Below are 24,002 nucleotides of genomic sequence, written 5' to 3' on the forward strand. Positions count from 1 at the left end.
AGAAAAGGGCGACATGTATGGACATAGGCTTGCCCAGCATGTTGCCCTTCTCGTTAATCTATCTGTTAACAACCCTAACAACTCTAAAAACAACATATCTATATGCGTCGCACTTTACTTCTCGCTCTTACTTCTCTCACCTTGCTTAGTATGCCCAGCGCTACGTTGGCCGCACGTCACGAACCCTATAAAGGGTCGCGCATATTTTGGGACAATGCCACTCGCAAAACCGTATTCTCAAGTGGTGGTTATGCTCGTATCATCCAGCTTAAAGATGGTAGGCTCATGGCCACATGCGAGAGCAAGGGCATAGTGATAGCCTTCAGTACAGATAAGGGTAGCACATGGTCGTCGCCGACAACCATTGTCAACAATACAAATAATGTACCCAACTGTGTGCCCGACCTTGTTCAGCTGTCTGATGGCACCATTGTTGTGGGCTACAACCCTCGCCCCAGTACGCCTTACACTGAAGACCGCCGCTTCGGTATACGCTGTAAACGCAGTACCGACAACGGCAAAACCTGGAGCGACGAGATATTTGTGAACGATGCATTACATACGTTTAACGATGGTTGCTGGGAACCGTCATTCCTTGAGCTCCCTTCGGGCGAGCTACAACTTTATTTTGCCGACGAAGGACCCTATACCGCCTCGAACGAGCAACAGATATCAATGTGCCGCTCGTTTGATAAAGGCCAAACATGGACAGCGGCTCAAAAAGTTTCTTTCCGTGCAGGTTATCGCGATGGCATGCCGTCGGCCATCATCTTACAAGATGGTAAAACTATTGCTTTAGCCTTTGAAGACAATGGTTGGGCAGGTGTAAACAATTTTATCCCCACGGTGGTAACCTGTCCGCTTGAAACCAACTGGAACAACTATTGGGTAGATGCTGCCAGCCAATATCGTTGGCAAGCCGTCAACTACGATTATAGTCCGCTATACCGTGGTGGTGCTCCCTATCTTCGCAAGCTTCCTTGGGGCGAAACCATTATCTCGCATCAAGGCGAGAATGGCAATGGCGCCGACATGTCGAAACTGCAAATGTGGGTATATGTAGGTAACGAGCAGGCCAAAGATTTTAAGGCCATGAGCGAACCCTTTGGTGGCGATAACTCATTGTGGAACTCGCTTGCCGTTATCGATACAGGTACCGTTGTGGCTGTAGGAGGCATGAACGGACGTATTGATATGATAAAAGGTAGAGCCGTGCGACAGCTCGAAGCCTCCTATGCCCATCCCACCATTGATGGAAAACAAACAATAAGAGATGGCTACTATACGGCCAACGCTACGCAGTTGCTCTTAGGACATAGCTCTAATAAGGTGCGTTTTACCGCCGACTTTGCTTATGATGAGGATGCTCTCTATTTTACCACTCGCGTTTCTGACAACACACAGCACCCTCTTCCTTCATCCTACGGCGATGGTGTAACCCTCTTCCTCGATACCGATTATGCCTCTGACGAGCAGCCCGTCGACAACATTCACCGCCTGTTCTTCCGCCTTGATGGTGGCGTGGTGGCCTATAAGGGCAGCAATGAAAAGCGTCGTTGGATGGCAAACAAGGTTGAAAACGTGCGTAGTGTGATAACTCGAGCCAACAAATATTATATCATAGAAGCCGCTATACCTTGGAGTGCGCTGGGCTTTACCACGCCTCCGATAGAGAAATTGATGCGTACTAACGTTATGTTGCACGACAATCACGACGGCAGTAACAATGTGGTTTATGATATGATGCCTGATGCAAAGCGTGATGCCTCATGGACATGGATTGACTTTGTGTTAGGCACTAACCCCAACGCCACCAAGGTAAATGTAGTTAAAGTTACACCAAAGGTTAGTGTTGTTGTGGGCGATACAAATATTTCGGTTAGTGGTAACGTGGCTAAAACCACCGTCTACACCCTCGCTGGCAGCAAGGTGGGCGATTTTTCTACCACCTCTTTTATCAAGCCCACCACCAAAGGTGTATATCTTTTAAACTTCGCGCTGAATAATGGCAAAGAGGTAACACGAAAGATAAGTGTAAAGTAAACAGCAGTTGCATTGTGCTACAAGTCTCTGCCATCTGTTGCATAGATAATACCCCTCTTATACAGAACCGATTTATACAAAACCTACAATTATGAAAACTCATTTTAGAAACCTACATTCCTGCAGTATAAAAAAACGTCTGCTGTTGTTTGCTTCGGTAGCATTGCCCCTTGTATCAGCGGTCTTCTCATTAAATGTGGAAACGGCAGAGGCACAATCATATACTAACCCTGTTATTCCTGGCATTGCCGATGCAGGATGTATAAAATATGCGGGCAAATATTATTTGGGTGGTGTGGCCACTTATGGCGACCTTTTTGTAAGTTCTGATCTCATGAATTGGGGCGAACGTGTGCATGTGTTCGACCTTGATAACCAATGGACAAAGGGAACGGGGGCTAAGAATAACCAGATACATGCCAACGATATGTCGTACAGTGGCGGACAGTTTCACCTCCTCTTCAGTGCCAACTACTGGGGTAAAGACAAACATATTGTGCACATTACCCATGCCGTGTCGTCCTCAGTTACTGGGCCGTATCGTGAGGTGCGTGATGACCAGTGGTTTGAAAATCGTATCGATCCCATGGTGTTTCGCGATGATGATGGTCGCCTATACCTATATATGGTGAAGTTTACCGATGGCAACACCATCTGGGGCCGTCCTATGAACCAAGACTTTACGTTCTGTGGCGATGCTGTGCAACAGTTTAGTTCGCAGCCTGGCACCTGGGAAACATACGACAATCGCGTGGCCGAAGGCCCCTTTGTCATTAAATATCGTGGACGTTATTATATGATGTATAATGCTAATCACACTTCACCATCCTTTGGCAACTATCGTCTCGGAGTATGCGAGGCCACCAGTCCCCTTGCCTTTAGTCCTGGAGGAAAGTATAGCTGGCCTGTGGTAGGTCCCAACACCGAGAGCATTGACGATACCCATGCCGACCTTTTGCATTATGGATCAGGACAATGGCAACCATTGGCAACAGATAATAGTGGTGATACTGGCAATGCGTCTGCCCGCACCATGCGTTTTGACCTTGCGTCAGTGCCTGCAGGTAATGTGTATCTGAAACTTATTCAGCGCGGTGGTATAAGTGTGAAAATCAATGGCCATGCAATAAATGCTGGTAAAAGCTCCGACTATCAGTTGTATCCCATCAACCACAGTTGGCTGAAAAAAGGTGTAAACACCCTTGTTATTGAACAGCCGAAGGAAGGGAAAGGAACATTGTCGTCAATCGCCCTTTACGATTTTGGAAATGAAAAAGCCGACGACCTGCTCGTAACGCCTGGTCAGCCTAATATTGTGCGTGGCCCTAATGGCTGGGAATGGTGGCTCGTTTATATGGCTAATAAAGGTTGGCAGCGTAGCCAATATATTGATCGCATCCATTTCAGTAATGGACGTATGGTGGTTGATGGCATCACGGGGCCGAATACTGCGGGCTTCCATCCAGCACCCTCTAAACCCCAGTATGCGGGCACCAGCATTGCTGATATACCTTTCTCTTCAACAACCTATTTGCTCGAACTTACTATGTCGTCTGCCCAACGTGAGCAGGGTATTGTCATAGGCGATAAAACCGTTCTGCTACCCGATAGCATGGCTCGTAACGTTGCACACGAGTGGCGTATAGAGAAAAATCACAACCTGCTGACGGTGTGGATAGACAAAGTTCTTGTAACCCAACATCAGCGTGTGAATGTTAGTGATAATAAGGTTGAACTATTGGGTGATAGCAATGATTACCACATTGACCACGCTGCTTATAATGAAGGCTTTGACGAATACGGATCGTATTTCAGTGGATGGGATACGCTTACCGCAGGAACGCATGGCTTAGCACTTGCCAAGGGCATGTGGCTGAAGGGCGCTGCCGCTAATAACTATGAACTGAGTGTGCAGACCGACGATAATGATGCTACATCAGGCACTTATGGCGTGATGGCGGCCTATACTGATGATAAAAACTATGTAAGCGTAAAGATTGATGCTGCAAAAGCGCAAGTGGTGATAGACCATTGTGTAAAAGGTAAAACAAAGATGGTAGTGAAACCTCTTGCCACAGAACAGGTGGTATATCCTGATGTGAAATACACCGACAGCTTTGAAAAGCAATATCGTTTCGACAGCGACACTTATGTCAACGCACTGCTCTTTCCTCACAACACTCCTGATAACGACCCCTATGCACACGATTTGGGTATTGAGGCGGCTGTCAAGGAGCATTATCAGGCTGATGTAGCATCATCGCAAGAGATAGCATGGCTGGATGGTGACACCTGGCGACCTTTGTCAACAGAATTAGCTACATCGTCAAATCCTGCGTGGCAACGCATAACGTTCCCTACGGTCAAGACTCGCGGATTGCGTTTCATCAATCGTGAAGCCACTGATATGCATCGTAACATATACCGAATAAAGGTTGGCAGCGAGCGTCAAACTGTGAACCAGTTGCGTGTGGAACGCCGAGGCAAGGACATACATATGTATGTAAACGATCGTTCGTTTGGTGTCGTCACTCTTGCTCATGACGTTCCTACCCGTTGTGGACTTTTGTCTGACGGTGCTGCAAAGGTAACAGTTGGCAATGTGCTCTATTATGTTGTAAACTAAAGAAGGAACATGGTATTGAACAAGAACTGCTGTATGAAATAAATTCTTTTCGAATGAAGAAATTATTATTTTTGATATTACTTGTATTGTCAACAGGACGTGTGTATGCAGCCCTCATCGACTCGTTGCACGTTACACCCTCTATTGACGAGCAAACTTTTAAAAACGGAAAGTTAGATATTACGTTTTGGAACCAGGGCAATAGTATGGTGACATACTGCCTGATGGATGCCGATGGAGAAGTGGTGGCCGAAGGCAAGCTTGTAAAGCAAGTAAAACCAGCGCGCCAGCAGTTTGCTATTGACGTACAAAAGGTAAAACGCTGGACGGCCGAAACGCCATACCAATATACGTTATATCTCAACGCCACACCCATAAAAGGTAGGGGGCTGGCAGAACAGGTGAAGCAAAAGGTAGGTTTCCGCTTGGTAGCTATACGCTATGCAAAACTCTTTCTGAATGGTTGCCCCTTGTTTTTGAAAGGCATCAACTTGCACAATCTGCAGCCAAACATGAGTCGTGCCGACATGATAGACATTCTTCGCCTACTGAAAGCGCATAATATCAATGCCGTGTGCACTGATCGGGTTGACCCATTATGGTATGATCTCTGCGACGAATATGGCTTTTACGCCTGTGTTGAATTAGGAAGAAGTCAACACATAGCTGCTTTCAAGCAGTTATATAATCACCCCAGTATTATAATGTGGAGCGTAGGAAAAGCCGAGACCGACAATGTTGTGATAAGCAGACTGTTTGAAACGTTGAAGCAGGAAGACACAAAGCGCCCCGTGATATGGGTCGATATGCCTTTCACTGATAAACGCTGTGAACTGTATGCGCCTTTTGCTCCCACTGCCAAGGTGGCCGACGATTTCTGCAATATGGGCAATCCTGTTGCTGAAAAGCCTCAACTTTTGGCCAGCTATGCCCAGCCTAACGGCAATAGTTATGGTGCTATTGATGAGTATATGTCGTTACGATACCGACAGCCTAAATATGCTGGGGGCTTTCTGTGCGAGGGCACATTAGCCAATATGCAGGCCGCTACCCCTGCCATGCAAGAGATACGCTACCAGATGCAGAGCATCAGCACGCTGTCACATGCCCCACGCATAGGGCGTCTTGAAGTTTTCAACGATAGTTTTTACGATACGCTGAGCAATGTATATATAAGGTGGGTGGTGCGCCACAATGGTGTGCCCATAAAAAATGGTGTATATACAAAGCCCTTTAGTGTGGCACCTCGTAAAACAACAAACATCAACTTGGGCTTTACCGATTTGTTTAAAACTTATCCGAAGGGCGAATTAACCCTTGATGTTTCCTATCATCAGGCAATTGCTACAGAACTGATTGCCAAAGATCAAGAACAGGCAAAGGCGCAAATAACGGTGCGCCCCTTTAAACCGAGCGTTGAGCCCCTGCAAGCATCAATGGTTGACAAGCGCCCACTAAAGCTGAAACGCGGGCAAAGCATAGTTATCTCAAACACTTGCTGCACAGTAGCGTTTGACAAGACTACAGGATGGCTCACACGTTACGATGTAAATGGACAAAAACTGCTGGCCGAAGGTGGCACATTAAAGCCTACGTTTTGGCGAGCGCTGACCAACAACGACCGTGCTGCAAATGGCGAAAAACAGTTTGCCCAATGGGAAAAACCTACCTATACGCTTGTTGCGCTGAAAACCGAAAAGGTGAAGAGTAACAGCACCCAACGTACCGATATTTGTGTAACAGCGCAATACGAGTTGAAGGAACAGAATGTAGCCCTATCTATTTGTTATACTATTAATGAGGGAGGCGTAATGAAGGTTGAGCAAACGGTAACGCCCAACGATGAAACGGCTGTGCCCCTTGCTTTACGCTATGGTATGACGCTTCAAATGCCAGTGGATATGTGCCAGAGCGAATATTTCGGACGTGGCCCATTGGAAAACTATGCCGACCGTAAGGCATCGCAATTTGTGGGGCAATATAAATATAATGTTACTCACGCACAGTGTCCTTATATACCCTATCAAGCGTGGGGTAACCACTGTGACGTGCGTTATTGGCGTCAAACTAATGCGCTGGGCCTTGGCTTGGAGGTGTCGTCGGCAATAACGTTCGGTGCCAGCGCATACCTTGCAAAAACATTGCCCTCGGCTATCGATTTGCACATCGACCTTAAGCAGTCGGGTGTGAACGAGATGGTGAACGTAGGCCAGTATCCAGAGATGATAACCGACACTCGCGTGTTGTTGCACAAACAAACGTTTACGTTTTGGCTTAACCCCATAATGGACAACGTTGAAAAGTATTAATAGCTTTTTAAGAAAAAGGTACGGTTTAAATAAAATGTTCGAAATTGTTGAATACTTATATAAATAGTAAAAAATGAATGTATTTAAATATTTTGTCTCCAGCCTTTTAATGCTTATACCCACGGTAAACACTAAAGCCCAAGGTTGGAAAAATCCTGTGGTGATGTCGGGGCAGCAGAGTTATGATGTGGGCGACCCACAAGTGATAAAATATCGTGGCGTGTATTATCTGTATTGCAGTTCGGCCACAAAAAGCTTGCTGTGCTGGACATCGCGCGACCTCATTAATTGGTCTGATGCCATTGTGGTGAGCAACGACCCCATTGCCGTTGATGGCTATGCACCCGAGGTGAAATACTGGAATGGTACTTTCTATATGGTGACCTCGCCCAACGGCCTGGGCCACTATGTGTTGACCAGTGATAGTCCCACGGGCCCTTTCAAGGTGGTGACCGATAACCTGAAGCAGGAGATTGATGGTAGCATCTTTATTGACGACGATGGCCAGTGGTATTTTTATCATGCCGACCATACGGGCATTAAAGGCAACAAGATGCCTACACACACCTCGTTTGGGACCGATGTCGACCTTAACGCCTGTATGAACGGCCAGTGGACTGAGGGCCCCGGCGTGTTTAAACGCAATGGCAAATATTATCTTATCTATACGGGCAACCATGTGCTCACAAATGGTTATCGTATCGACTATGCCGTAAACACCCAAGGGCCGATAGCCCGCTATACGCCTCAGGCCGAACAAAACCCCATCCTGATAAGTGCCGATGGTGTTGACAGCCATTATGGTTTAGGTCACGGCTCGGCCTTCGTGGGCCCCGACCTCGACTCGTATTATTTCTGCTATCACAACATGACGCGTACCAGCGGACGCACGCAGCGCCAACTCGACCTCGACCGCATAGCATGGAATGGCGATAAGATGATGATGCTGGGCAACACCACCTGGATGCAAGATGCCCCCATCATAGCGCCGTGCGACTATTTTGATCGTGCCGAGATAGGCCCCGACTGGAGCACAAACGGTGGCACATGGAGCATTGTGAACAGCGACTATCTGGCTCAAACATCGTCGGCCGAAAACGCTATGGCGGTGTTTACGCCTTATGCCGAAGATACCTTCACGGCCGAATTTACGATGAGGCTTGCCCAAGGCGAGACCAGCGGATGCTTTGGCGCCCTATACGCCTATGCCGATGCTAACAATTATCAAGAGGCGCTGCTGAACGCTGCCGAGGCCAAACTGGAGCTATACAGCTGTAGCCAAGGTGTAAGAACACTGAAGGCAACGTATAACCTGGTGGGCGACTTTACCCCACAGGCATGGCACAGCATACGCCTTGAAAAGAAGGGTACACGCCTGAAAGTGTTTGTCGATGGACTGCTGCGCACTACTACTACTACGGGCGAGAAAGGTGGCTCGGTGGGTTACGTGTCGCATGGCTGTAAGGCCGACTTCTCATACATTGCCCTCAGCCCCTATGTTGATGGTTCGGGCATCTTAGATGTAAACCTTCCTGTGCCAGGCATCATACCCGCTACCCTGTGTAAGGAGCAGAGCATTGGCGCCGAGCGCGAAAACTTTGCCCTGAGTTATGGCATGTGCGAGGTGATGCACCTGAAGCAAAGCCACTGGCTGCAATATAATATTAATGTGCGCATGAAGCTACTGTATAACATGGGCTTGCGCTATAAGTCGAGCGCACCAGCACATGTGCGCTTGCTGGCAGGCGATGAGGTGGTGAAAGACAATGTGCTGCTGCCCGCAACAGGTGGTGCATGGGCCGTGGCACCTATCAACGACATACAGTTGCCCAACGGCCGCACCACCTTGCGCATAGAGGTGATAGATGGCGACGTTACACTGTATGAAATGCTGATAAAGCGCGGCACGGCCACGCCTAAGACCTATGAAGACACCTTCGACACCAGCATCTCAAAAATATGGAAGCACACCGAAGGTGTATGGAAGGTTGTTGATGGACAGATGTGCAGTCCGTTATTCGGTAAAAATGTTGCAGGTGCACTCACCGACATTGGCATGACCGATTATAGCGTAGAGTGCGACGTCACTTGTACAAATGGCATCAACGCGGGCCTTATCTTCCGCACCAACAACCCATCAATAGGCGGTGCCAACGACAATACTACGCTGGGCACCGACTTCCAGCAAGGTTACTTCTTTGGCATCAGCAATAACGCGGTGGTGCTGGGCAAGCAGAATTATGGTTGGACCACGCTGGCCTCGAAAAACCGCGCCTTCTACGTAAACCAATCTTACCACTTGAAGGCGGTGGTTGAGGGCGCCACCATAAAATGTTATCTAAACGATGAGGCCACGCCCGTCATTACTTATACTGACCCGCTGCCCTTCATCTCAGGACGCACGGGCGTGCGCTCGCACAACTGCATTGCGCTATTTGACAACTTTAAGTGGGCTCCCATCACAACAATATCGGGTATAGATAGCGTCTTTGGCGATATTTCGTCTACACTCGATGATGAATTTAACAGTCAGTTACCCATAACAGCTTATACCTTGATGGGCCAAAAGGTGGGTGCTGACAGCGACGCTTACAAACTGTACGATAAACTGCATAAGGGTATCTACATATTGAAAGATAGCAAAGGAAAAACTAAGAAGGTGATAAAAAAATAATAAATAATAAATAACGATATGAAACAACTACATTCTTCATGTGCTTCGTTGCTGGTAATACTGGCAACGTTGACTTCCACGGCGGTACGGGCTAATGTTATGGGTAGCCAGCTGACTAATAATTCGAATAACCTGACCCTTTCAGGTCTTGACCCCGCACACTTTGAAAGCAATATCGAGGGGCGTGCCACACACCTTTACACCATGCGCAACAGTAAGGGCATGGAGGTGTGCATCACCAACTTTGGCGCGCGCATCGTATCAATCATGGTGCCCGACCGCAAGGGCGTGATGCACGACGTGGTGCTGGGCTACGACAATATTGCTCAGTATGCTGACCGCGTAAACTTTAGTAGCGACTTTGGTGCCGCCATCGGACGCTATGCCAACCGCATCAACAAAGGACAAATAACGGTGGATGGCAAAACCATACAGCTGCCACAAAACAACTACGGACACTGTCTGCATGGTGGCCCCACAGGTTGGCAATATCAGGTGTATGACGGACGTCAGCTGAACGACTCTACCTTGCAGCTGACGCTCCTCTCGCCCGATGGCGATAACAACTTCCCTGGAGCGGTAACGGCTATCGTTACCTATACGCTGACACACGACAACGCTATCGACATTCGTTACGAGGCTACCACTACGAAGAAGACGGTGATTAACATGACTAACCACTCTTACTTCAACCTCAATGGCGACCCCTCGCACGATGGCGAAAACCAAATGCTGTATATCAATGCCGACCGCTATACACCTGCCGACACTACCTATATGACGACGGGCGAAGAACTGAGCGTGGCTGGCACTCCGATGGACTTCAGACGCTTCACTGCACTCAGCAAAGATATTAACAACCAGCAGTTTGATATGACACGCAATGCGCACGGCTTCGACCACAACTGGTGCTTGAACACATGGCACAAAGGAAAGGGTAACGATAAGGTGGTGGCAGCAGCTCTGTATAGTCCCACCACGGGCATACGTCTCGATGTTTATACCGATGAGCCAGGCATACAAATATATACGGGCAACTTCCTCAAAGCGTCGTTCGCCGCTAAGCATGGCCTCCGTTATCCGCGTCATGCCTCGGTATGCCTCGAAACTCAACACTTCCCCGACTCGCCTAACAAACCGCAGTGGGCAAGTCCGTGGCTCGAGCCTGGACAGAAATATACCAGCCACTGCCGCTACCAGTTCTCGGTGTCGAAAGAGGAACAGATAGCCTTTGCTGATCCCACTATTGTACGACAGGGTGCGAACTATTATCTTACGGGTACTACCAACACTATACCGCAAGGGTTTTCAATGCTGGTGTCGAAAGATTTAAAAAACTGGACATCGACAGGCCCTCTGCTTACTGAAGGCCCCCAGGTGTATGGCGACAAGGGATTTTGGGCGCCGCAACTATATCTTAACGGCAAGACTTGGCAACTGGCTTATACGGCTAATGAGCAGGTGGCTGTAGCAGAGTCGTCATCGCTCACTGGCCCTTTCACGCAAAAGCAAGTGAAGCCCGTTGATGCATCAGAAAAAAATATCGACCCATTCATCTTCACCGATGATGATGGCAAGACGTATCTCTATCACGTGCGCTTCAATAATGGAAATTATTTATGGGTGGCAGCCTATGATAAGAACACTATGAGCATCGATCCCAGCACGCTGAAACAATGTCTCGGCAACACTGAGGCGTGGGAGAATACCCCCGACTATCCCGCAGCGCCTATCATGGAGGGCCCTACGGTCATTAAACATAAAGGTAAATATTATTTATTTTACTCGGCCAACCATTTTATGAGTCGCGATTATGCTGTAGGATATGCTGTGGCCGACTCGCCAATGGGGCCTTGGCATAAGCCTGCTAACAACCGTATCATTCACCGCTCTATAGTGGGCGAGAATGGATCAGGACATGGCGACGTGTTTGCCGACAAGAAGGGCAACCTCTTCTATGTGTATCATGTACATAATTCAAACCATGCTGTATCGCCTCGCCTTACACGTATTGTACCGTTACATTTTATACCCTCTAATGATGGCTTTGATCATGTAATCGTAAAAAAAGAAGAGGTGATTGTACCGATGAAGAAATAATAATCGAATGTGATGTAAATTCCATTTCCCGCGTGGTTTCCCCCTCCTCGTGTGAGAGGGTGTGTATAGTCTTGCAAACCATAGTAGAACAGGGTCTATGGAGGGCACTGAAAAAGGTAGCCTTTTAGAAGTAAATTCTACGTTTTAAGACACAAAAGCAGATTGCATTAGCCGTTATGTCGGTTTTGCAATCTGCTTTTTTATTTCTTGATATAGTTTTATATAGGGCCTTATATAGGCTATAAAACGGGTCAGTGGAAATTTAGTGGGGATAAGCATAAATCTTTGCAAGTCGATACAGAAAGAACTTTTCATCAACGATACCCCTTAGTGATGCTCTGAAGGCTTTGATTTTCGCATTAAAGGATTCAGCTGCAGCATTAGATGATCTATTTTTATAAAAGTTAAGAATATCATCGTAATGTTCATAGAATGTTGCAGCAATAACATTGAAAGAACGGAAGCCAGCTTCTTCCACTTTGTTGTACCATTTAGCCATAGAAAGTCTTGCGGCATCCTTAACAGTATTTTTTGAGAAAATCATTCTCAAAGAATGCGAGAGTCCATAAGCTGTCTTCAAATCTGGATATTCTCTAAATAGGATCTCTGCTCTCTTGCTTTGTGACAGCGTCCATTTCTCTCCTGATTTGAAAAGAAGATACCTACTCCTTGCTAGCAATTCCTTTCTCGTATCTCCGTTCTCATATCGAAAAGGCACGTATTCGCGTCCTTCAAGTTTTGCATTCTCCATGTCGTCATTGGCCTCTTGTATAGCATCCCAACGATGCTTAATGCGCATTTCTTGCACAGCATCGCAAGCAAGCTTCTGTATGTGAAATCTATCAATTACTCTCATTGCTTTTGGAAAGCATGTGCGAACAATCTTTCTCATGGAGTCTGACAAATCTAATGTAACCTCCTCAACGATATTCAGAAGTGCTTCCGGTATATGCTTCAAGGCATTGATAACGTCCTCTGACTTAACACCCTTGACAATTGCAACCAGACATTGATCTTTTCCGTGTCTGTCCCTGTTGGTGACGATTGTGCGCAATTCACCGTTAGACATAGAGGTCTCGTCTATTGCCAAATTACGACCTACGTTGTCAGGAAAGACAAGCCATTCATCGGCATGTTCTAGTTCTGACCAGGTACGATAGTCACTCAAGACATCCTTGTATTGTTTATCCAACGTATTGGAGTTTACATGGTAGTATTGCTCAAGCGTACGGCAGGTCGTCGGGGATATGTCCATACGTCTCTTTTAAAAAAGCCGCAAACTCTTTCGAGTAGCGGGTTCCTGATTCGGTAACACTAATACGGTCGACAAATGTCTCTCCTGTTTCCTTGTTTCTCCATCTACGACGACGAAGTACAAGAATCACTTTATGGTCACGAATCGGAAAATCAGTTATGCGTACAGCATCCATAAAACCTTTGGATTCGTAGTCCTCAGATTTTTGGAGATAAGCATTCATACGCTCGTCTAGATAGATGGTCATACTCATTGAGTCAATATCAGACTCATCTGTTTCTATCTTGACGATATCGAAATTGTCCAGTATTTCTTTGGGAAGAACTATACGGGCTAATTGTTCAAGCATGTTCATAATGCAAAGATACAAAATACTATGAAACAAAAAAAACATCCACAGTACTTTTCCACTGAGCCTATAAAACGCCTATATCACAGTACTTGGGCTATTCGAATAGAGCTTCTTAGCTTAATCGCAATATTCTCTTGATATTTGCTGCAAAAATGACTATTGCACCTTGCATCTGCATACTATCTATCCCATACGACAATGCTTTATCATAGCCGTATACTTGTTTTAATTCTGAATTTTTTCCTGACTTCGTCACTCAAAAAATACGTATTTTATAACTGATTACCCCAGTTCGGAATATAATAGTGATTAGTTGCATGTGAAGACAGATACGCGAGTTCTCTTCCCATGCCATCAGACATGGGCTGTATATAAAGAATCGAAATAGATTATTCTGTCTTTAGAACAACGAGAGCTGCTTTGTGTTTTCGATGCAGTACCCCTGCAAAGCCTTGGGCTTGTTGTCAAAGAAACAATAAGCTCCCAATGCTGAGATGAGGTTCATGACAAAGTTGTTCACAGACCTATGACGCGAATGTACAATCTGTGCCGTATTCTTCAGCATGTCGTTAATGGTTTCGCCCTGAATCATGTCGATAGGGAAGTTTTCGTGCCACTTGCCGTCGATAATCTCACGGCAAGCTTCGGACATTGCGCCTGCAATCTCGTCGTTGATAACACCAAGAGAGTGGTTGGTTTGTGCGGCAGCCAACTTGACATAAGCATTTGCTATGATGAAGTCGGGATAGTCGCGCATGGTCTTGCGCGAGATGTGATAGTTGTTAATACCGTGGCAACCAAGTTGTCATCTTACAAAACCTTCATTCTGTACATCAGTCCCAATTCAATGCGGCTGGTGTTGTAGTTGGCCATCAGGCTCTGCTTGGTATATTTGTATTTTCGGCCCGTATATGCCAGGAAAATGCGCAAGTCTTGTTTCTCCTTTCTTGTTGGATATTACTCCACGGCTCCTACATAGCCTAATGCCTTGCGATAGTTGTTGAACTGTTCTGATTTAGTAAGGCTCGTTGTTTCGTACATACCCTTAAGCATAAGGTTCCAGTCGGAAGCAAACTGCCAGTTCATTTTTGTAACCCAGCCTTGGTATCTAATCTTTCCTACATATATTTTGCCCTCTGTGTTAGTGGTTAACACATCCGCCAACTCGTTAGATGCAATTTTCATTCTGTCCAAGTCGTCGTAGGTCATATTGTAGTCGATGTACCATTGTAGGTTGTTTAGGTTGAGCTTCTGTCCCAATCTTAGGAATCGGCTGTACTTATGCTTTGCTTGTGTGCGTATAGTGTACGACCAGCGTGTCTGCAATTTGCCGTCCAGCATCTTGCCGTTCCATCCTATGCTGTAGGCAAGAGGTATGTTTGATTTTTCCAACAATGCAGTATTTATCTTTGCAGCACCATTTTCGTCGTTACCTATTATATTTCCGTTGGTAACCTTGGCGTTTTCGCCAAACTCGTCCTTAAGCTTGCCGTTGTAGGTATTGCTCACCTCTATGGAGAATTGCTGGTTGGGCGTAGCGTTGTATAGCAGGTTGACGGCCCCCTTCGAACTGTCCACATTGTCCTCAATGTCTGAGTATTGGTATATAAACAATGGATTCTCGTCAAATTCGAATGATCCTAATGCCTGACACTTCTTGCCTCCCTGAACAGACCAATGGTCGTTAAACTTCCATCCCACCATCATATAGTCGGTAGCCTTGGCAAATCCGTCCTCGCTTTGTGCCTCGTGCGACTTGTTAAGGCGTTGGCGAAAACGGTAGTACAACTTATCGGTAAGCCAACCTATCATCTCCACCTTAAGGTAACGGTTGACCATATGCGAGTTCCATTCTCCGTTGCGCGAGTCGTACATAGTTTGGTTGCTCATACCATAGTTGAAGTACAGCTTTAAGGCCTTGCTTTTCTGTTCGTGTTTTGTCACCATCTCGTATAGCGACTTTATATCTATGTCGTCGTCGCCAAGTCCGTTGTTGGTGCCTTGTGCCATAGTGTGCATTGGCATTGCGGTCAATAATGCCAATGCTATTTTAATGTAATTAGTTTTCATCTTTAGTATTACATGAATTGGATTATAAGATAGCCCACGCCGTAAGCGGACCAAAGTAGGTGACAAGTATAAATACGCCTACCATACCATAAATACCGAGTCCGATGCCACCTACTCGGGCACCTTTAAAGATTAGGGCCACTACAATGGCCAATTGTAAAAAGATAATAGCTGTAGTCATAGAGATATTTGTCTTTAGGTTTAAGTTGTATAATTCTTAGTTATTAGTATCACGCTGCAAATTTACGTATAAAGAATGATTAAGCGTTTTAAATTTTTGACAAAGATTTGTAAAAAAAAGAACTAAGGGGGAAAAAACATGTAATCCCCGCCACTTGCACAAGTGACGGGGATTTTTCTAACTACTACAATCAATTATTATACTACCTAAGCCACACCGCTCGACACCCCTGTTGCCATTGACAATTGGGACAAAACAGTAGTAATACAAGGTTCGCTGTTTGCTGATTCAGGTATTTTATGGCGCGCTAATAGGCATACTCGTAAAGCCATAAAAATACAAATCTTTTTTGGCGGTATGGCATTGATTTATTATATTTGCAACAAATGAAAAGATTTTTGCAATATATAAATAAGTTTTTGCCATGCCGCCAAAGTCGTGATATAGCCTTGGTGCTGGGTGGTGGCGGAGCACGTGGTTTTGCTCATATAGGTGTGATAGAGGTTTTGCAGGAGCGGGGCTACAACATTACTTCGGTAGCCGGCACGTCGATGGGGGCGCTTGTGGGCGGACTGTTTGCAGCGGGCAAGCTTGATGAGCTTAAGTCGACTGTGTTGTCGGCAGATAGGCGCCAGATATTGTCGCTGCTTGATGTGTCGCTTGGCCTCGACCATATAGCCACTGCCGACAATCTCAGTCAATTGTTCGACCGTATGACGCAGGGTGTGCGTATTGAGGACTTGCCGCTACCATTCTGCTGTGTTGCATCCGATCTTGTGTCTGGTCGTGAGCATGTGTTTCGCGAAGGTTCGCTCAGCGAGGCTGTGCGTGCGTCGATATCCATTCCAGGAGTGTTCTCGCCAGTGCGCATAGGTAGCGAAGTGCTTGTTGATGGCAGTCTGCACAACACTCTTCCACTCAATAGGGTTGAACGCCGTAAGGGCGATATGCTTGTGGCTGTCAATGCCTGCGCACCTGACAGTGGAACGAAGTCGGGTTATTTGCAGCAGCGGCCGAAACCACAAAAGCCGCAGGGGCGTGTGTCTAAGTGGATAAGGCAGCGCGTGCCGAAGCTCAACTTCCAGTTGTCGGAGAACTATCTGAATATGGCTATGCGTGTAGCTCAGGTGGCTGTGGAGACCAATGCACAGATGGCTATAGCCCTTACGCCGCCCGACATCTGCGTAGACATTCCTACTGATGCCTTCGGACTGATGGACTTTGAGCGTGGCAGCGAAATAATAGAATATGGACGCAAGGCAATGGAAAAGGCACTTGCAGAATATAAGAAATATTGAGAATTTCAACTAATAGACCAATTACTACTGCTACTTCAATCAGCAGTACGCGGCTTGCCCATTCGTTGGCCTTGCCCAATGGTGCGTTGTTTCCATAAGGTATCTCCAAGCCATTCTGCATGAGATATTCGCCCGAGAATGGTTTGCCCTCGAACGAGAGGGGAGAGTTGTCGATACTGATATTTTCGGCATTAGCAATACTTGACAGCATCATTATGGCCAATGCCGGAAGAGTAATGTGCTTGGAATACTTTCCTCCACATAGTTAAGCTCAAAGACTTCATGCTTGTGTATTGGGTAGGTGAATTCTTTCTTTCGCCGGTCCGCCACATACATGAAGTCGCTGTCGAGCAGCGGAGGCAATTCGCGCAATACTCTATCTTCCATAATTTGCAAATTTAGCAATTATTTTTGAATGTCCCCAACTGTTTGGTGCTTTTTTCGGTAATAACACATCAATTTTTGTGCTGTATTTTGCATTTGAATATTCGCAATTTCAAGTATTTTTGGATTATCATCCTACATGGCATAATCTATTTATGTCTTCGTCGAATGTTTCGCGGTTTATTGCGCGTGTACGCATTGCCGACTTATAATTGTAAATGGTTTGGGTGGAATAGAACAATAGCGTGGCTATCTCCTGACTGTCGGTCACTCCGAGTCGCATTAGAGCATAAATGCGCACTTCGGTAGTCAGACTGTTAGGAGAAGGCTGTTCGATTTGAACATTAGGCAGAAGCAGGCTGTTGAGTTCTTCCACAAAACTTGGGTATAGTTCAATAAATGCTCGGTCGAAACGTGTATAGAATGTTGTGGCTTCTTCCTCGGCAAGCTTGTAGCTGTTGATGGTTTTAAGCAAGTCGGCAGTTTGGTTGGCTTTAATCTTGCGCCCTACAAGTTTGCGATATTCAATAAGTTTGCGTATATACACGGCACTGATGTCCATAAACAATCGCATATATGTCTCGCGGCGATGGTTTGTAGCTATCAGTTTCTCGTTCAACTCGGTAAGCTTAAGGTTCTGGCTCTTAACCTCGCGTCGGCTTCGTGCCAGCCATTTGTTCTGCTTATAGCCGAATATTGCCATTGCAAACAACACGAGCGATAGGAAACTTACCACGGCAAGCACACCACGCACAATACGCTCCTTATGTGCCAATGCCTCTTGATTGGCATTAGCTATAATAGGCAGAATGTTTGATATTTCGAGCATTCGTAAGCGATTGTTGTAGAATTGTGCATCTTCCATAGATATGTATATGTATCGTGCTGCGTAGTTGGCATATTTAGGATTTTTCTTATATAGATAGGTTGATAATTCTTGCAAGGCGAGATTCTCTTTCAGTGGGCAAACAATATCTGATATAGCAGCTTCTACAATGTATTTTTCGTAGAGTTGCATATTTCCCAGTTCGCGGTTGTAGCGTGCTATGCAGTAAGCGGCAGATGCATGTACGCGGCTGTTTACCGGACTATTGTTGATGGCTATAGTGTAATGGCGCAGCACGTCCTTGCCTAATGGGTTTTCGAGATAAGCGAGCTCACCACTAAGATAGGCATACAGCCCAACGTAGTTGCTGTGTGTGGTATTGACCGTTAGCCGTAGAAATTGCAGTTTCTTTTGGCGGTAATGGTTTTTAAACTCTGACTTGTCGCAGAATGATTCCCAATAATTATATAGCCAAGTTGTGGTATAGTAATAGTATTGTTTGAGTTGTTGTGGTACATTTTTCTCTCCAATTTCACTTAGCAAGGTTTCGGCTTGACTATAGAGTCCGCCGGTAGATAGTACGGCTGCTCGGTTTATACGGTTTAGTGTTGCAAAGTAGGTGTTGTTGTCGGTCAGAGCGAGAGCAAGTCCGCGATTGGCATATACCATGGCCGAATCGTAATTATAGGTATAGTATTCGCGGTATATAGCGTCGAGAATAGATAAGCGTTTGGCATTGTTGTGAGCCATTCGCAGTTTTATCTTCAGTTGTTTAATCTTCTCTTCCTTTTGTTCGGTATATAGCTCGCGTCTATCTATGTACTCGTCGAGAAGCTTCAGAAGGTGCTGCTCGTCTACAATATCTGTTGTAGCCAAGGTCGATTTTGCCATCATTTGCATTGGCATAAGGATGAAAAGTATGTATAATATCAGCCGCATAACGATTGGTTTAAGGGTTTATGCTGCAAATTTACTAATTATTATTGAGATAAAACCATCTACTTTAATAAAAAAGTATAAACTTTAAAAGACTCTGATACTTAGTGGTTTATGCGCTTTTGTTTCTTTTGTTTCGTTTACTTCCAGTTTACGCACACATACATTCTGCCGATATAGCAACTAACTTTGCAACCGAAAACAAAACATAACGATTATGAACCTAAAACTCAAAACTTTTTCATTTGCCCTTTTGGCTTCTGCCTCTACGGGTATGTATGCACAAACGCATACAGAAAACAATTCAACAAATGATTCGGAGCAGCCCAAGAAAGAGGAGCGAAATGTTATGCTCAATGCTGCTGATGCAAATAAGCCACGCGAGATTCAGATAGGACTACCGAGTGAAGACGTCACCGTATATGAGAATGGACTACCAGCGGTTTACTCTTCGTCGGTGCATAAGCTCTCTGCTCATTGGCGTAGTGATGCTTCGCTCAAGGGTACCGACCTCATGACACCGTCGGAGAGTGCCATAAATACTGGTAACATTGCTTATGCTGTATCGGCTTTTAGCGAGTTGGGACAAAAGGAGTTTAGCGGAAAGCTCAACTATAAGGCAAACCATTTTGGAATGCAGAACTTCGACCTGAACCTTTCTGGCGGCATTGGCGACAAATGGTTGTATACCGCCGGTATGTATCAGAACTTCGATCCGGGTAGCTTCAAGCTGCGTTTTACCGATTATGCCGACCGCACACAGATTTATCATCTCGGCTTGACACGTATCCTTGGTGATGGCAAGGGACGCATCTCCTTATTATACAAGTATTCCAACAGCAAGAATCCCGGCAACTTTGCCAATGCGGCGCCGTTTATCTATGTCGGCGATGGCAGCATAAAGAAGCTTGCCGGCTTTGACCCAGGCTTGGACTCGTACGTACAGCGTCAAGGCTCGTTTAAGTATCTCAATACTAAGACGGGCAAGATGGAGACGTGGAATATGACCGATGGCAACGACAATCGTGCCAACGAGGTGGCTCTTATCAGCCAGTATCAGTTTGACAATGGTTGGTTGTGGAAGCTTAATGCCAAATATATGAACGCTCCTCGTGCCAACTATGTAGACTATGGAGGTAGCACAATCTCTGAGGTTACTGAGGCCGACGGCTATCAACTTTCAGACGGCTCAGCTTACAGCGGACTGATTGAGGGTAGACGCACATGGTTGCATGTAGGCAAGGTTAGCAATGCTCTCTTGACTACAGAGCTTAGCAAGCAGCTGGGCAACCACAAGCTGATGATAGGCTTGAACGAGTGGTACTACCACCTTAACTACTATTCGTCATCATTCCAGTGGGCTGGCACTGTTGAGGCTTATCCACGTACATTGAGTCAGATGTATGTCAATCCGCTTGATCCTACCCTTACTGCCAAACGTTCGGAAACATTTGGATATAACGAGCTAAGTCCTGAATATACCAAGGGTTCGGAGAATAAGCTTGCGGTATACTTTACCGACGAGTGGAAAGTGTCGCCTAAGTTTAAGGTGTTCTACGGCGGACGTTTGGAGTATTATCGCATGGCAGCCGACCAAATTTCTGCCTCGCGCTTCAACGGCTTCCATCTTGGCAACTACAACACCTACTCAAGAGCAGAGGATGGCTCGATTGTTGCTGTTGAGCATAATATAGCACCAGCAAATGTAACCAAGAACAAGCTGAACTATGCAGCCACTTTGCAGATGACGTATAACGTTACCAAACAGTTTGGTCTTACAGCCGACGCCACTATAGCCACACGCTTTCCACGCATCAGCGAGTATGCTGGAACAGGTCCTACCGAAGAGCAGTACAAGCGTGTAACCATACCATTGGTTCGTGGCGGTATCTTCTATAAGAACAATTGGCTCGACCTCTCGTCTATGGTGACATACATCTCGAAGTCGAACAATATCGACCAGCAGAACCTTACCAAGCCTGGCACATCGGAGGGCAAGACAGTATTGCTTATCTACAACATCCAGACCTTGGGTTGGACAACTTCTGCCGAGATTAATCCTATAAAGAACTTCCACATGCATGCCCTCTTTACCTATCAGAAGCCGGTGTATAAGAACTATAACGCAAGTGTAACGTTCAGCGATGGCCAGACAATGGGCGTCAATGCCAACAATATGATTGTTAAGGAGATTCCGCAGGTGCTCATCGAGCTTGACCCTAAGTACGACATCACCAAGAACCTCAACGCATGGCTCAGCTTCCGCTACTTTGGCAAGACCTATGCCAACCTTCAGGAGGCTCTCTACTTCAACGGCCACTGGGAGACCTTTGGCGGCATCAACTGGAATGTCAACAAGAAGCTAAGCCTTGGCATGAGTGTAGTTAATATCTTCAACGAGAAGGGTGCCAAGGGAACAATCAGCGGTTCGGAGCTTATCACCAAGGAAGAGGCAGGCAAGTATGCAGGCAAGTATATGAGCGGCAGCTATATGCGTCCGTTCACTGTGGAGTTCAGCGCAGGCATCAAGTTCTAATTTAGATAAAGGTTTATAACATAATTATTTAACAATCAATATTAAAAACCAAATGACTATGAAAAAGTCTATTATTCTAATTGCGGCGATGTGTATGACATCTGTTATGACATTCGCTCAAGACATCATCCGTGTGTCGACCGATAAGACCGACCTTGTGATGAAAGTATCGCCTAAGGGTCGCCTTTACCAGGTTTATCTTGGCGACAAATTCTTGAATCCTGCCGATTACAACAACCTGAAGTGGGATGTTTATGCGGCATCAGATGGAGCTGTTTGCCAGCGTGGACACGAAGTGTATGCCACATCTGGAGCCGAGGATTTCTTTGAGCCTGCTGTAGCCGTAACTCATGCCGACGGCAACATGACCACCTATTTATATTATCAGTCATCTGAGCAGAAGGCTGTGAAGGGTGGCACCGAGACCATAATAACGCTTAAGGACAAGGTTTATCCATTGACAGTGAAGCTTCATTATGTAGCTTATGCCAAGGAGAACGTCATCAAGGCATGGAGCGAGATATCGCATAAGGAGAAGGCCCCCATCACACTATGGCGCTATAGCTCTACAATGCTCTACTTCAAGGCCAACAAGTACTTCCTTACCAACTATCATAGCGACTGGGCTAAGGAGGGACAGCCAGAGACCACACAGCTGAGCACGGGCAAGAAGATTATAGATACAAAGCTTGGAACACGTGCAGCCATGCAGGCTGAGCCTTTCTTCGAGCTTGGCTTTGACGAACCTGCCAAGGAGAATGAAGGCAAGGTGATGCTTGGCACAATAGGATGGCCTGGCAATTTCCGCTTTACTTTCGAGGTGGACAACGTGGGAGCCTTACGCGTTATACCAGCCATCAATCCTTATGCTTCCGACTATAAGCTTAAGGCTGGCGAGGTATTCACTACTCCAGAGTTTATATTCGCTATGAGCGACAATGGTATGGGCGAAGCTTCGCGCAACCTGCACAACTGGGCTCGACAGTATCAGGTGAACATGGGTATGGACGACCGACTAACTCTCTTGAACAACTGGGAGAACACTGGCTTCGACTTCGACCAGAAGAGTCTTGCCGAATTGATGAAGGATGCAAAGGATCTTGGTGTGGATATGTTCTTGCTCGATGACGGATGGTTTGCCAATAAGTATCCTCGTAAGGACGACCATGCTGGTCTTGGCGATTGGGATGCCACCAAGAGCAAGTTGCCTGAGGGTATACCAGGATTGGTAAGAGATGCCAAGAAGGCAGGAGTGAAGTTTGGTATCTGGATTGAGCCGGAGATGGTTAATCCAAAGAGCGAACTCTTCGAGAAGCATCCCGACTGGGTTATTATGCAGCCACAGCGCGAGACATATTATTATCGCAACCAGTTGGTGCTCGATATCTCTAACCCTAAGGTTCAGGATTATGTGTTTGGCATTGTCGACCGCATTATGACCGAGAATCCGGACGTTGCTTACTTCAAGTGGGACTGCAATAGCGTCATTACCAATATCTACTCGCCTTACCACAAGCAGAATCAGGGCAACTTCTACATCGATCATGTGCGTGGCATCTACAATGTGCTCACACGTATACACAACAAGTATCCTAAGCTCCCGATGATGCTTTGCTCAGGCGGTGGTGGCAGAATGGACTATGAGATGTTGAAGTACTTTACCGAGTTCTGGTGTTCTGACGATACCGACCCATACGAGCGCATCTACATACAGTGGAGTCTGTCTAAGTTCTTCCCGGCTAAGACAATGGGCTCGCATGTAACCAACTGGAACAAGAACACATCAGTTAAGTTCCGCACCGATGTATGCAGCTCATGCAAGCTTGGCTTCGATATCGACCTCAAGTCGCTCTCGGCCGACGATTATAAGTTTGTGCAGCAGGCTGTAAAGAACTACAACGACATGAAGCCGATGATTCTTGAGGGCGACCAGTATCGCTTGGTTTCTCCATACGAGGGTAGCCACTGCGCCATCAACTATGTAAGCAAGGACAAGCAGCGTGCCGTACTCTTTGCCTACGACTTGCATCCTCGCTACAAAGAACCACAGCTTAACGTGAAGCTTCAGGGCTTGGACGCCAACAAGATGTATACTATAAAGGAAACCAACCTTATGCCAGGCAAGGCTTCTGAACTTGAGTGCAACGGCAAGCAGTATAGTGGCGACTATTTGATGAAGGTTGGATTGAACGTATTTACAGCACAGGATGGCACAAGCCACGTGCTGACATTAGAGTAAGAGGAAATGATATTGTAAGTAGATAGTTTTAACAAATAAGTTAGTTATAAGCGAAGTCATGTCGATGCTGTATTCAGCGTTGGCAATGGCTTCGCTTTTTTCTTAATATTATAACATAACTACAGGTTTGCCATCTTGTTTGCATGGTTCCCATGCAGGATATAGTACAAAAA

The 24,002-nt window shown here is 46.2% G+C and carries 14 protein-coding genes and 2 pseudogenes; 9 read left to right on the plus strand and 7 right to left on the minus strand.

Annotation, left to right across the window (positions count from 1 at the left end):
- The first annotated feature begins 102 nt into the window (after nt 1-102).
- The 6 genes and pseudogenes from C9991_RS07170 (at nt 103) to C9991_RS17275 (ending at nt 11,752) form a co-directional block, all read left to right on the plus strand.
- The gene (locus C9991_RS07170) at nt 103-2,043 is read left to right on the plus strand and encodes an exo-alpha-sialidase (protein ID WP_106811916.1); all 1,941 of its coding nucleotides are present in this window, start codon (nt 103-105) and stop codon (nt 2,041-2,043) included.
- A 91-nt stretch (nt 2,044-2,134) separates the two neighbouring features.
- A complete protein-coding gene (locus C9991_RS07175) occupies nt 2,135-4,669 on the plus strand; it encodes a family 43 glycosylhydrolase (protein WP_106811917.1) in 2,535 nt (844 codons plus the stop codon).
- Between the two features lie 53 nt (nt 4,670-4,722).
- Nucleotides 4,723-6,978, plus strand: a complete 2,256-nt coding sequence (locus C9991_RS07180; protein ID WP_106811918.1) for a beta-galactosidase small subunit-related protein — start codon at nt 4,723-4,725, stop codon at nt 6,976-6,978.
- 73 nt (nt 6,979-7,051) lie between these two features.
- Nucleotides 7,052-9,652 (plus strand): family 43 glycosylhydrolase, encoded by a 2,601-nt coding sequence (locus C9991_RS07185; protein ID WP_106811919.1) that lies wholly within the window; start codon nt 7,052-7,054, stop codon nt 9,650-9,652.
- A gap of 135 nt (nt 9,653-9,787) precedes the next feature.
- A pseudogene (locus tag C9991_RS17270) lies at nt 9,788-10,861 on the plus strand (aldose epimerase family protein); the annotation flags it as partial.
- Entirely contained in the window at nt 10,859-11,752 is an 894-nt protein-coding gene (locus C9991_RS17275) for a glycoside hydrolase family 43 protein (RefSeq protein ID WP_308225070.1), read from the plus strand. The pseudogene C9991_RS17270 and the gene C9991_RS17275, both read left to right, overlap by 3 nt.
- 262 nt (nt 11,753-12,014) lie before the next feature.
- Here the strand turns inward: C9991_RS17275 and C9991_RS07195 are convergent, their stop codons facing one another.
- The 5 genes and pseudogenes from C9991_RS07195 to C9991_RS07220 all read right to left on the minus strand — a co-directional run bounded on the left by C9991_RS07195 (nt 12,015) and on the right by C9991_RS07220 (nt 15,610).
- Complete coding sequence (locus C9991_RS07195; protein ID WP_106810744.1) at nt 12,015-13,007, minus strand: ISAon1 family transposase; 993 nt, start codon at nt 13,005-13,007, stop codon at nt 12,015-12,017.
- Nucleotides 12,973-13,362: an ISAon1 family transposase N-terminal region protein gene (locus C9991_RS07200; protein WP_106810743.1), complete on the minus strand. Its 390-nt coding sequence runs from the start codon at nt 13,360-13,362 to the stop codon at nt 12,973-12,975. Before C9991_RS07200 ends, C9991_RS07195 begins: the two co-directional genes overlap by 35 nt.
- Before the next feature lie 397 nt (nt 13,363-13,759).
- Nucleotides 13,760-13,939: pseudogene (locus C9991_RS17280) on the minus strand (IS982 family transposase); the annotation flags it as partial.
- A gap of 377 nt (nt 13,940-14,316) precedes the next feature.
- A complete protein-coding gene (locus C9991_RS07215) occupies nt 14,317-15,429 on the minus strand; it encodes a porin (RefSeq protein WP_232823274.1) in 1,113 nt (370 codons plus the stop codon).
- 22 nt (nt 15,430-15,451) lie between these two features.
- Nucleotides 15,452-15,610, minus strand: coding sequence for an anaerobic C4-dicarboxylate transporter family protein (locus tag C9991_RS07220; protein ID WP_106811920.1), 159 nt, complete (start codon nt 15,608-15,610; stop codon nt 15,452-15,454).
- Between the two features lie 386 nt (nt 15,611-15,996).
- Here C9991_RS07220 and C9991_RS07225 point away from each other — a divergent pair, with 386 nt between their 5' ends.
- On the plus strand, nt 15,997-16,908 hold the full coding sequence (locus C9991_RS07225; RefSeq protein ID WP_106811921.1) for a patatin-like phospholipase family protein: 912 nt from the start codon (nt 15,997-15,999) through the stop codon (nt 16,906-16,908).
- 213 nt (nt 16,909-17,121) lie between these two features.
- Here the strand turns inward: C9991_RS07225 and C9991_RS16685 are convergent, their stop codons facing one another.
- The gene (locus tag C9991_RS16685) at nt 17,122-17,295 is read right to left on the minus strand and encodes a hypothetical protein (protein ID WP_157949395.1); all 174 of its coding nucleotides are present in this window, start codon (nt 17,293-17,295) and stop codon (nt 17,122-17,124) included.
- Between the two features lie 127 nt (nt 17,296-17,422).
- The gene (locus C9991_RS07230) at nt 17,423-19,057 is read right to left on the minus strand and encodes a SusR-related protein (RefSeq protein ID WP_106811922.1); all 1,635 of its coding nucleotides are present in this window, start codon (nt 19,055-19,057) and stop codon (nt 17,423-17,425) included.
- Nucleotides 19,058-19,271: 214 nt separating this feature from the next.
- On the opposite strand from C9991_RS07230, the gene C9991_RS07235 reads away from it, so the two are divergent.
- Nucleotides 19,272-21,590, plus strand: a complete 2,319-nt coding sequence (locus C9991_RS07235) for a TonB-dependent receptor (RefSeq protein WP_106811923.1) — start codon at nt 19,272-19,274, stop codon at nt 21,588-21,590.
- Between the two features lie 58 nt (nt 21,591-21,648).
- Nucleotides 21,649-23,829, plus strand: a complete 2,181-nt coding sequence (locus tag C9991_RS07240) for an alpha-galactosidase (protein ID WP_106812769.1) — start codon at nt 21,649-21,651, stop codon at nt 23,827-23,829.
- Nucleotides 23,830-24,002: the final 173 nt, after the last annotated feature.

The sequence above is a fragment of the Prevotella merdae genome (genome assembly GCF_900290275.1).
GTDB classification, from domain to species: domain Bacteria; phylum Bacteroidota; class Bacteroidia; order Bacteroidales; family Bacteroidaceae; genus Prevotella; species Prevotella merdae.